8 protein-coding genes and 1 pseudogene are annotated in these 12,571 nt (G+C 44.2%); 6 read left to right on the top strand and 3 right to left on the bottom strand.

Going from position 1 to position 12,571, the window contains the following annotated elements:
- Positions 1-149 precede the first annotated feature (149 nt).
- Entirely contained in the window at positions 150-692 is a 543-nt protein-coding gene (locus FPK30_RS07320; protein ID WP_144085934.1) for a hypothetical protein, read from the top strand.
- Positions 693-1,667: 975 nt separating this feature from the next.
- Positions 1,668-3,590 carry an AAA family ATPase gene (locus FPK30_RS07325; protein WP_144085935.1) on the top strand — a complete coding sequence of 641 codons (1,923 nt, stop codon included), beginning with the start codon at positions 1,668-1,670 and terminating at the stop codon, positions 3,588-3,590.
- A 2,760-nt stretch (positions 3,591-6,350) separates the two neighbouring features.
- Here FPK30_RS07325 and FPK30_RS07330 read toward each other — a convergent pair.
- The 3 genes from FPK30_RS07330 to FPK30_RS07340 form a co-directional block, all read right to left on the bottom strand.
- Positions 6,351-7,043 carry a hypothetical protein gene (locus tag FPK30_RS07330; RefSeq protein WP_144085936.1) on the bottom strand — a complete coding sequence of 231 codons (693 nt, stop codon included), beginning with the start codon at positions 7,041-7,043 and terminating at the stop codon, positions 6,351-6,353.
- 1,538 nt (positions 7,044-8,581) lie between these two features.
- A complete protein-coding gene (locus FPK30_RS07335; protein ID WP_144085937.1) occupies positions 8,582-8,980 on the bottom strand; it encodes an MFS transporter in 399 nt (132 codons plus the stop codon).
- A 92-nt stretch (positions 8,981-9,072) separates the two neighbouring features.
- Positions 9,073-9,744, bottom strand: coding sequence for an MFS transporter (locus tag FPK30_RS07340; protein WP_186279444.1), 672 nt, complete (start codon positions 9,742-9,744; stop codon positions 9,073-9,075).
- Between the two features lie 304 nt (positions 9,745-10,048).
- Here FPK30_RS07340 and FPK30_RS08365 point away from each other — a divergent pair, with 304 nt between their 5' ends.
- From FPK30_RS08365 to FPK30_RS08300, 4 genes and pseudogenes are all read left to right on the top strand, one after another.
- Positions 10,049-10,198, top strand: coding sequence for a helix-turn-helix domain-containing protein (locus FPK30_RS08365; RefSeq protein WP_198199079.1), 150 nt, complete (start codon positions 10,049-10,051; stop codon positions 10,196-10,198).
- Between the two features lie 15 nt (positions 10,199-10,213).
- Complete coding sequence (locus FPK30_RS07345; RefSeq protein WP_198199080.1) at positions 10,214-10,858, top strand: TrmB family transcriptional regulator sugar-binding domain-containing protein; 645 nt, start codon at positions 10,214-10,216, stop codon at positions 10,856-10,858.
- 527 nt (positions 10,859-11,385) lie between these two features.
- Positions 11,386-11,730: pseudogene (locus tag FPK30_RS08370) on the top strand (glycosyltransferase); the annotation flags it as partial.
- 71 nt (positions 11,731-11,801) lie between these two features.
- On the top strand, positions 11,802-12,386 hold the full coding sequence (locus FPK30_RS08300; RefSeq protein ID WP_232345806.1) for a glycosyltransferase family protein: 585 nt from the start codon (positions 11,802-11,804) through the stop codon (positions 12,384-12,386).
- Positions 12,387-12,571 lie beyond the last annotated feature (185 nt).

Here is a 12,571-nt window from a genome sequence, read left to right on the forward strand (position 1 = left end):
GGTCTCGGGACCCCAGAGATATCGACACGATGTTGGATGAGACCAGGGCGGCGCTGCACGGGGCCGGAGTGACTGGGCCCTATGTGCTCCTCCCCCACTCAATGTCTGGGCTTGAAGCACTTTACTGGACCAAGAAGTACCCTGCCGAGGTGGAGGCCATCATCGGATTGGATATGGCCACGCCACAGGCTTATGAGACGCGCAACCTGGTGCCTCCCGCCGCAGCCACAGCACTGTTGGGCGCCCTTTGCCGGACAGGACTTCCTCGTCTCCTGCCCAGACTGACCGCGGACCAGTCACCCGCCATCAAAGCAGGAAATTTGTCTGCTGAAGATAAGGCGGTCTACCGGACCCTCTTCTTCAAGAACTTCATGGATCCAGACATCCAGCGAGAGATCAACACGGTCAACGCCAACGCCCGCAAGGTTGCGGAAGCTGGATTGCCACAGATCAAGATGCTGCAACTGGTTTCCAACGGGAAAGGAACTGGCTTCAGCAAGGATGAGTGGCGATCCATCCAAGAATCCTTCAAAGCGCAGCAAGGTAACTCACAGATACGGTATTTCGATGCCCCTCATTATCTCCACGACTATGTGCCTGAAAAAATGTCCGAGGCCATCAGGGATTTTATAAGCGGAAAACCTGACCGATCCAGCAAGGTTATCCGGCACACACTTACATCTCATCCCTGAATCAGTTCCAAGCAATCTCATTTTATGCAGTCAGACGATTTCTGTGCCAATGTCATCAGACACTTCCTTCTGGCTAATCCAATCGGGCACATTTCGGGCACATCGCTACCCATAAGTACCCGTATCAGCTTGCATCAGTTCATACTTGGAATCTGCTAGAATTGGCAGTATTCCTTGGATAGTTAGCAGCAGTTAAAGGCAGCTCGCATGTACCAGAACAGCGGCTTATCTTACAAGGGGTCGCGGGTTCAAATCCCGCCGGCCCGACCAAAGGATTGATTAGTCTTCTTGTACAAATATAGGATTTTATATAGAGGTCGACTTTGCAAAACTGCGACTGCGCCAAACATCGTGATTTTTCACTATGTGAGTTGATAAAATAAAGTTTCCTCCTCAGCCTATTTGGTAAGAAACAAAGATTCTTTCTACGTTACTGCGGTTAATATCTTCAATTAACTGCGTGTCGTGAAAAACAAGCAAAATGCATTTCATTCTGTAACACATAGATTTACTTATCCTGACTATTTTAAAAAATTCGGAAAATTCCTTTATACACTATCCGAACTGCTAATTAATCACATACGCTACCCATTACATTCGATTATCGAGTTCTCCTCGTAATGCACTAGTTGACTAATCTACGCATTTATATCTTTTTAACTTACCGAATTGAGATACAGAATGCGCGTTTAGATGGGTTCAGTGCAAAGTTATTCCAAGAATAAATATTAAAAAATGTACTCCCACGTTTCTGTTGACATGTCAACAGGCATATAGTCTCGTGTCACAAACCAATGAGATTATGGAAGCGTAATTTTGCCAATTCTTGACAAGAAAAGATGAGTCGACACCCTCAAGCTCTTAGTTAACAGTTTCTGGAGTCCGATATCTTGAAATGAGATACAAGCAAAGCACGAATGCTATTATATTTTTTGGTTAGAGCTTGTCCCTAAAAGAACTGAGGCGAGGAATAATATGAATATTGAGGGCGGTTATCAAAAGCTTAAAAGTTTAGTTGATTCCGATATTCCTTTGTGTAGTCGAGCTCTCCTGCTTACTGAGAATATACTTAAAAAAGGGTTAGTAACAGAAGAAACTAACAATGCTATAATCTCACTTTCTACAGTAAAAGTTAAACTTAATAATTCTGAAAAAAAGATTTTGTCTACTCTGAAAGAGAATCTAGAATTTTCAAGTCAATATTTGCAAAGTCTTGCCTCAGGTATACAAAAAGAAGAATTCAACAAACCCTATATAAAGCATAGCGTCGGCAGAATACAGAACCTCAAAAGTATATTGGAACAGTATTTAGAATTTGGAAAGATCTCTGACAAAGAAAGCACTTTTAAATCAGATTTGCTGCAAGTTGCGGATTATCTTATGCATTCTTTGAATCCAAATCTCGACGATCTTTTTGAGCATTTCAAATATGGCAATAAAAATTATATCATTTTTGGAAAAAACGGAGCCGGTAAAACTTCACTTCTGCGGAAAATCACAACAGATGTTATAACAGAGAATATTGTTATTATTCCAGCAAATAGAACAGTGAATGTAAGTGATAGCTACTCTTTTAGCAGGGTATTTTCATATACATTCAATCAGAAATTAGCTGATAAGGACTCCATTCGTTATTTGGTTGATGACATGGAGTCAGAAGAGAACAAAGAATATAGACAACATGATCGCGAGTCAGAAAATATTTATACTAAATTCAAAACTATATTTAATCAACTTGGATTGGAACGAGATGTCGATATAGAAAAAAAGGAAATAAGATTATGTTTGCCTACTAAATTAGGTGCAGACGAAAAATATCCCTTGTCTCAAGCTAGTGATGGCGAACGCACTGTTATTTATATGATTTTAGCGGTTCTCCTATCGCCTCAGCATGCTTATATATTCATAGACGAACCCGAGAATCATCTTAATGGGTCTCTGATGCGTAAGTTGTTTGACTTGCTAGAAACAGTACGTTCAGATGCTAGATTCATATATCTAACCCACAAAACGGATTTCATTGAATCGCGTACTAATTTTCAGCTTATATATTTGGAAAAAACGGATCAGCCCGATAATTGGAAATTCAAGGATATCTCTGATTATAAAGACATTAGTCTTAGTGTAATTCTTGATATTGAGGGTTCTTTAGACAACATTATTTTCTGTGAGGGCACTGCTTTATCTATAGATGGCAAAATATTAAATGCTTTATATCCTGATTATACCGTTCGATCTTCAGGTTCTTGTGTTGATGTTAAACGAAATACTGAAGCAATCAATTTACAATCCTCTCTATTTCGTCGACACGCTATCGGCATCGTTGATGGAGATTTCCAAACTGAAGAAGAAAAAGATAGTTTAAGAGGAAGGCGAGTTCAGACTTTAGATTATAATGAGTGGGAATCGTTGCTTCTTGATGAGGATATTCTGTCGACAATTAATAAACGGATGGGTTTAGCTGATATAACGAGTGTGAAGGAAACTATAATTGATTTTATACGTGATAACCAAATTAATATACTTAATGATTATTTAACTAAACGCTATTCGGCAATTATTAGTAAAAACAGAATCACAATTGATCGAGCTAATAACATTGAGGCAAAGATTGACGCAATCAATGCTAAGAATAAAGATATGATAATTGACAATTTTAATCATTTTTCATCGCTTTTAAAGGAGCTTATCGCTAACAATGAATACTCTAGCTTAATTAAGCTAGTCCCTGGGAAGCAGCTATTAGCAACGGCAGCACGTGCATTGCGCTATCGAGAGAAACAGGACTATATAAGTGCTGTATTGAATGAGATTCATGATAATTCCTCTTTTAAGAATAAGTTATTAAAAAAAATTGCTTTGGAGGAATTCTACAGTAATTGCTTTCCTTGTAATTAGCTAGACAAACTATCACTCCAAAACTTGGGGAATGTTGAAATCCTTTAGCTATCGAGATCAATCAGTCAAATTAGAAGAAAAAGCAGGCAAGGCAAATTATTAAGGGAAAAGGTCAGAACGCGGAAAGTGAAATAGGCGGTGGTCGAACCAGTTCCAAGTTTGTTAACAAAATAATCAAGTTATCTGACTACTTCAGAAGGGTATAAATAATAAATGGCTCCATAGATCACCCATCGTATTATGGAAGCCATGTTTTCAAAAGTAGAGGAGACTGTCGGCGAGTTTATGGGTGCAAAATAATATCTAAATTTTTAATTTTGTCAGCGGTAGCATAGGTAAGTCACTTTATACACGAGAAGAGATTTGGGTAGAAATAGATAACCAATGGTTAAATTAAATAAGTCCTATAAGGCGGAAGGGTAGTGCAAGCAAGTAGTTGGAATGGCTTGTTCATGGAAATCACAGACCACCGTCTCGTTCTCCGTTATCCAATGATTGATCTTTAGAAGCTGGCTATGTTTTTTTTCGGGCAATCAGTTAAGGCAAACGAACCTTACAAATGTAAAAGACAAGACAAGGACCAGGAGCATTGCTATTAGAACGCACACGGGCGTGAAGTTCTACTCTTCGGCTGTTAGCAGACTAAAACGTAAGACACCAACCTCAACAATGGTAAGAGAAATGCTCAACAGCACTGCCTTCGATGGTAGGTGAAAAGGCCTATTTAAAACGTATCTGTGTTGCGGGAAGAAGATCTGTTAAAGCGTGCTTATTAATTCGACGATCTTTATTTTTGCTTGTTCGACAAAGTAAATCACCATTGAAAGTGATAATATGAAAAGACTGAAAATATTAAGGCTCTAATCCATACATGATCTAATTTCGACGAATCGAATTGAGTGAAAAGGCTCGGTTGCTTGTCAATGTAGTAGCCAGCCTGAACTTGTATGACGGCTGAAATCATTAAGCCCAAGACGTTTATGAAATTCATTATTCTTCCAACGTCTAGTAGTGTTTAAATTTTACGGTGTTTAGCTGGCTTACAAGTGTAGTCTGCATACGACCATCACCAGCACAGGGGGCTTATGCAATCGTGTCTCTTCCTCGCGTCTTAAGGGATCCGCTGGCGTAGCGAACACAACGCTCTCCCTTAGACCACGGGATCGGCTTTTGCCACTCTAGAATCATGTCCATATCCTCACAAGCAGGAACGAGTAATTTCGTTCCTTCAAGCTTTCAACTTTGTTGTAGGCACAGACCGATATGGAGAACAATCCATGATTACTCCCATATCGGGCACTATCTGAGTAATCTCGTTTGAGATCGATATGTTAAGGCCTAGAATGTGGCAGTCTTCAATCTGTGAATCACCTTTTCGTCAATGTCAGTGTTAGCTGCCTTTTATAGAACCCTTGCGCTGCATCCTTTCCTTGCAGGATATATGCATGTGTGTCTTAATTTTGCTTCAATGATTCACTGCTAATACTGATTGTTGTTCGTATGCAAAGTCTAATTAAATCATGCAGACTTATAGAACCAAAATACGCTAAGTCCCCAGTTTACCTATAATGACCCTGTCAGCGTATTCTGGGATTCTTTTTTATAAAAAACACTAAATTAGCCTATACAAGCGTCCCTGTGACTAAGCTGATTGACATTTTCCGTACTAAAGCTATTTTGTACGAGACTTTTGGCGTTAAACAAAAAGTTAATTGATCACCAATAAAATCGCTTACGTAAGAATATACTTCTGTGACTTTCGAAAGGCTGTGTAAAAGGTTTGAAGTATTTCATGTCATGCTTGACGACGCCAGATCAAAAGATGACGATATTTCGCATGCACAATATCTTTCCTTCAAGATGTAATCCGAGCGTTCAAATTACGAAGCCAATCGGTAAAAATATCCTTTATTATTGCTGGTCTATCAAGGTGGAAAGCACGTCCTACTTTTGATATACACACAAACCCCGCTTCTTGCAGAGTGCGATAAAGAGAGAAAGCGTCTTGAAACCCAATCATATTGCCGTTTTGACCTGCAACGATTGTTGCTGAACTCTTGTAGGATTTAAATAATCTAAGGGCTCTTTTGCAAATCTAGTATTCACTGATACCGGACTACTTCGTTACCAATGTTAGATTTCAACCTAGGTAGTATGTACTTTTTAAATAGGTTGAAGTTATCCTGACTCTCCAATACTGCAGTAGCTCTGTATGCAAAGAGTTCACTCTGGTATCTAAATCGGACATATGATAAACGGTTCTCTTGGGCAAAGTTCGTTTAGCTGTCTTCACCTCAGTTTCCGGTGCAATGTAAAAAGACTGATTCTATTTGATCAGAAATTGTTCAATTAATGCTGTAACCAGGAAAGTACCAAATGAATAGTCTACAATTGCAAATTTGAGGCCACTGGATTCTTCTTCAACATACTGAATTAAAAACTGAAGAACATCTTAGGCAAAGTTTATTACTCCAGCATCGCGGCTCGGCCCCATGCCAACCAAATCCATATAGTAGCTTTGCCATTTATTGGTTTCATTGGCATATGATTCACACGGAATTAAGGAGTCGTGGCCTAAATGAAACCCATGAAGCGAAATAGTGGGAAAGCCTTTACTAATTTTATTGATATATATATGTATTTTCAATACCTATGGTTGACTATCGTTTATCTTTCCTATAAGTGGGACAATCTAGTGCATAAGTCAGTAATCTACTATATAAGTTCCTCACTACAAATATTCTTAGATTTTACGGATTATTATAAATATGATTGTACTAGCGTTTTTCTAGTAGTCGAGAACTTATCCGGCGGCAGGTCTCTCAGCCCATCCTCGGGAACAGTTTTCTCGTCCGTAGTATCGATCCTCTTTTCCTTAGGGAAGATCCTCTCATCGAATATTTGCTTTGAATACGTGAAGATAAGCACTGTCAAGCATCCAGTAATCAGCCACCACAAAGCTTTATGGCCGACTGGAATTTCCGCAAGCTTCTTCAATGGTCTGACCATACAGATCATCAGGCAAGCAGGAACTGTGAAAATGAATCCTAACCCTGCATAAAAGCTGGTCCTAATAAACCAGTAAATATCTCCTTTAGTTAGCAAACTCCGAGTCGCAAGAACTGCAACTACAACTTCAATAGCAACAATAAGACCCGAAATCCAAATAAAATCATCGAAAAAAGATAAAACTGTTCCGAAAATCTCAGAGTTTTCTTGTGCGAGTTTGTCAGTCTTAAGGATATCCCTCATTTCTTTGTCATACTGAGAAAGAATACTAAAGAAGAATATCAGAAAAAACAAATACAAGAAATGAAAGATATCCTCCAAAATCCAAGGAAAGGGAGGGCGAGGTGGATTTTTTGCTTTCACCAGCATAAGAACCTGGATAGCAAGAGGTATCAATGCCAAACTCGAAACACGTAATGCTATTTCTATCAATACCAACTCCATTCTAAATCTAGTATGAAGGAAATAGTCCGCAGAAACAGGCAGAAAAGACATAGCCTACAAAGAAGATGCGAAATAATATGGTCTTGTAATTATCCTTAATCCGCCACATCCCCCCTCCCCCATAAAATCGCCGTCCAGTATCAACGGTAATAACCTTCAGCTTCTCAAAATCCAATTTTTTTTGCTCCCTTCTAACATTTATCATACTAGCAAACTCCCATAAACCTTCAAGCATTATACAGACCACCGTGAAAAGAAAGTGGTGAGTGATGTCCTACCGATCTCTTTTGTTTAAAAGATCCATGGTTTTCAGTAGTTACTCGAGTGCATAACTTCCCTGCTTGGTGCTCTGCTCCTAAAGCCATCGCTGATATTAGCCTTATGGTTACTATTGTCAGTGGCTATTATTTTTTGATTGATCTGGCTTAGGATAATAGCTTCGGTTCACTGTTTTAGCCTATTGGAGTTTGGCGAAAGGGAGAGTTTATGGGTCGAAATATGTCCTCGATGTTTGAATCGAATACGTCCGCGAGGTGGAAGGCCAGTGGAAGTCAACAATTGAAATGGCCTTTTCGATCGAAATGACCGTCTATCGAATTACTCCCAGTTTTTTTTTGATAGTTGTTCCTGAAACCAGCCATATTTCTTTCGTAGCTTTGCCATACAGTTATCCATGATGGACGAACCTCCCAAATGCATACAATAGGACAAGGATCAAGGGCATCGATAACAGAGCACACACCAGCATGAGCGACCATTGATCAGCTTCCATTAACTGGCCAGCAGGCAATCGACCGACACCAGTCCAAGGAAAACACGGCATGAAAGTTGCTCGGACTTTCCGTGCTAGTGGCTCTCTATTGTACTTTTCTGCATACTGATTGGTTCCGGGCAAGATTATGGATCTACCAGAATGACCCACCAAAGGCTCACGGCTACGGGAAAGAGTACTACAGCCACCATATCAGGGCCTTGATCAGCCACAGAGCGGTCTGTGACATGAAGCCAGACAGAATAATTCCCAGAAGAATGCTGCTCGCAAGGCTTGAAATCAAGGAGGCTGAGAGCACTGGCATCGGACGAAAACCGAAACGAGCAGTACTAAGCGATCTGAGTCGGCAATCGGCTGCTGCTTTTCAGAAGCCAGGAGACTAGGCATTCGTTGGGGAATCATTCATAGGCATTTGCAAAACGATTGAGCGATCCAGCCGAACCTCAGAAGTCTTTGGAACGTGATTACATTTTGATTGCAATAAACCGATAGGTCGCAGATCCAATCACAGCTCAGGTCTAAAACACTGAGATTGTTTTGAAAATTGACGGGGTAACAATTCAGGCGGCTTTGGCTGTGTGCATGGTGTTTGGACGGTCCACCCCCTGATTCGGTTAGAACAGCACTGCTACCAAATTGTTCAAGGCGGAAAGTTCCAACTGGCCGAATGCCAGGTCGAGAGTTGGAGTTTCCTGCCCAATACATGGATAGCTTGTATTCTGCAATAGACAGGATCTCGAATGAATATCGGTGAGCGGATTGAACGCTATCTGATTAAGCTTTTTAACCTACGGCTCAATAATTGGATGAGCGCACCGGCTGCGGGCAAAACAACTCCTACGAGGGCAACTCCGGTCCATCCCCAAATTGACAGGATTGGCGTCACTAAGGATGAGTCTATAGCACCAGTCGCGAAGTAGAGAGTGAGATACACGCTGCTGTAATTGTCGGACTGGGGTGGATCGATGGATACTACAGCAACCTGGTCGGCTGTTTGGGAACCGAAGCAACTGGCATCAAAGACTGCGAGACCTGTTACGCAAAGAACGGGATTGCCGATATCAATGAGCAGGATGGCCGCGCCGATTGCAGCTGCGATCAGACAACCGATGACGACGACATGAGGACCGGGACGGTTGGTCAGGCTTCCGGCCCATCTGGTCATGAGCAACTCCAGGACCCCAGCGAGGCTATAGAGTCCAATCTACGTAGGATTCAGACTGTAGTGGGTTTGGAGAGCGCTATTGAAAGGCCGAGTCAAACGAGATTGAAAGCAGAAACCCAGAGCATGCCGGTTGCGGATGCCAGTCGAAGTGCTGGAGAGATGCGCAGCAATCGAGGAAGCGCTCGCAGAGTGGCAAAGTAGGAACCTTTGTTGCCGGTTTGTTCCTGATGCCTAGGCAATACGATTGCGCAAAGCATGCCTGTCGCTACGAGCAGGGTTGCGAAGCAGGCGAGCATGCCGCGCCAGCCAAGCAAACTTGTCAGGGCTCCTCCTACAAAACGGCTGAGAAGAATGCCAGCCGAATTTCCTGCGTGAACGATTCCTACTCGGTTGCCACGAACCTCGAGCGGTATGAATCGCCCGACGACGGAGACTGCTTCTGCAGCGACTGTGGAAGCTACCCCAACAAGTCCGAATACGCCTATCAGTACTCCTGCAGTGGGAGCGCTGGCTGCGGCGGCTGGCACGATGGCAAGTCCAGTCGGTTGAATGGGAACTAATCGACCTGACGAAAAGCGATCAGCTAACGGAACCAGTAGTACCAGTACGATAAGATACCCGGCCATCACAGCAGTGATAATCTGTCCTGTCACAAATGCTGAAACGTCGAAGTCAGCGGCGATGCTGCCAAGTGTCGGTTGTACAGCATATTGTGTCGCTAGCGACGTGCCAGAAGCCAACGTAAGTGCTGTTGTCGCCAGCACAGTGGTGATTGCACGGTTTCCGTGGTTCGATGTATCTTGCTGCTTTTTCTTCCGACGACGGATCAGTCATACAAGCACCGCCTCCGTTGCTTGAGCTCGCCCATATGCGTTGAAGATGGAAGCCGCGTTAACGGTAGTCATTATCTGCTAGTAACCGGCGGTGTCATTGCCAGGGGCAATGAAACTGATGTGTTCACTCATCTGCACCCCATTCTTTCAGCGATATACACCACCTCGGTAGTTAACAAAACACAACCACTGAGGTAGTACAAGTGCTGACTGATTGACTGGTGATATTGAGTACGTGCCCAATACCACAAATCTCTTTTCAGCTCTCACCCGACTAGGCTTCAGCCGCTACGAAGCGAAGGCCTACGTTGCCTTGGTTGACCAACCGCCGATGAACGGCTCTGAGGTAAGCCGTCTCACAGAAATGCCGCCATCAAAGATATAGGAACGCTGGCTCGCCTTGAGGCAAAGGGCGCTGTCCTGGTTTAACCATTTTCAACCAGTCCGATATACGACCGTATCGCCTAAGGATGTTCTCACCGTCCTCAAGGACAAGTTCGCAGCAGACCTGTTAACCGCTCAAGAAGAGCTTGCGGATTTGCCGGAGAATAGAGAACCGGGTCTGGTTTGGTCCCTGCACAGCCGCGATGCAATCGTGCAGAAGTCAATCTGGCTGATCAACGAGGCGAAGCACAGTGTATTCGCCGGGGTTTGGGATGGAAAGATGGACGATCTTGGGCCGCTGCTTGACAAAGCTGCCGTCCTAAATCTTGACGTGCGTGTCGCCATCTACAGCACCAGTACTTTGACGCACCCGCACACCTATGACATGAACGAATGCGGCGCCTCCGCCAGGTTGCGACTCTCTGGCCGACGTGTGGCTGTAGTGGTGGCCGATGATGATCACACCTTGGTTGCTTCTTTCGGTGACCGTACGCCTGACGAGGCCGTGCTTACCACCAACCCCGTAACCAGTTTGCCGGACGTCAAGTACATCAAGGCGGATATTTCCGGTCGTCTCATGATCAACGCCATAACTCCGCAGGCCCATCAAGACTTGTTGAAGACTCAGAACATGCAAGACATGCTTGTGCATGTCGAATAATGGGTCTGCCCTTGAGCCATTGCTTTTAGACACAGTATTAGCCATTGATGGAGTGAAAAAGACTGGGTTTATGGTCAAGCAATTTTCGATTTACCAATCCTTCTGAAATCCAGGAAAGCTTGTCTGTACGTTGGGCCAATTGTTCCTGGTGGCTGCAGGAAAACAAACACTAAGATACAAAATTAATTGCATCTATATGGAACTTGTTTAATGCATTGCAGCAGTTGATTGAAGAATACCCTACAAAGGCACGAGCGCTTCCATAACCGTAGCTGACAATTTATAGTCTAGATATGTTTGCCAAATGCCGATAATTTTCTGTATCACGTAAATATCTATGGTTCGGGCATGATGGGGAGGGCATGCGATGCAAATTTGATCGCTCTGTAAAGGATATTGACCATTAATCTCGATACGGCTGTATCAGCAAACATTGAGAAATCCTCATGATTCTTTTTAAAGAGTCCAATCAGTTTATAAAGATAAGTTTGAGGAATAGCCCAAGAAGCTGCTGTTTACTATGAGGCATGAACGCAACGAATATTCTCGAAAGAGACATTGCTAGGCAGTCCAATGTGCCTGGCAGGCGCTCTTCTGGCAGCGGGCAAATCCCAGAGGGTGAGGTTGATTCGCCTATCTACTACGGCAGCCCAGCCGCGGTCGACGCCGATATTGTCATTCCTATATATAACGAGGAAGTTCAGCTGGCTGACTCCGTATCCACCTTATGCAGCTTCCTGGATCGTCACGCCAGAGATCTGACACCCTTTAGCTGGAACGTCGTGATTGCGGACAATGCCAGCACAGATGCCAGTTGGCAGATAGCCAAGGCTTTGTGCGACTGGTGCCCCAACCAGGTTCGTGTCTTGCACCTCGTGAGAAAGGGCCGCGGGTACGCCCTGAAACAGGCCTGGCTCAGCTCCAGGGGGCAGTCGTCGCATATATGGACGTGGACCTATCCACTGACATCGGCTCTACGGGCAGCCTTATTCTTCCCCCGCTCCAGGGCGGGGCCGACATCGCCTTTGGCTCGCGTCTTATGCGGCAGTCTCAGGTCACTCGCTCCCCCAAACGTGAATTCATTTCGCGCACCTACAACCTCATGCTCCGCTCATATCTGGCGGTCTCCTTCCATGATGCCCAGTGCGGTTTCAAGGCCATTACTGCCCAGGCTGCACATGTCCTGCTGCCGCAGGTGAAGGATGACGAGTGGTTCTTCGATACGGAGCTGCTTGTGCGTGCCCAGCAGGCCGGGACGACCATGTTGGAGCTTCCAGTCCGCTGGGTGGAGGATGCCGGCTCGACTGTCGATATTCCAGACACGGTGAAGAAGGATCTGGAAGGCATGCACCGGGTCAGGGAGGGTATGGAGGCCCGAGAGGTCGAGGGGCTTCGCGTCGACCTGGACTCCCCTGCCGTTTGGGATCAGATCCGCCAGCATGAGTTGCGCGGATCCCTCTTGCCCGCAAAAGAAAAGGATTCGCATTCACGTATGCAGAATCCAGGTAAAGAAGCTGCCGCTTGTTGAGCGGCTGACAGCAAACGAAATCTCATACAGAAAGAGCAAACTTCACCTATCATGAACGCTTCATTGGCTTCTAATAGCTGCTATGGCTTTTCCCCGTATTCACAGGCTTGCAAAATCCGCCACAATCGACAAGCGCAGATGCAGTCGCTGATGAGCACGCTTCCCGCGCGTATATCCTGCCGCGA

The sequence above is a fragment of the Bifidobacterium apousia genome (genome assembly GCF_007559275.1).
Classification (GTDB): Bacteria; Actinomycetota; Actinomycetes; order Actinomycetales; family Bifidobacteriaceae; genus Bombiscardovia; species Bombiscardovia apousia.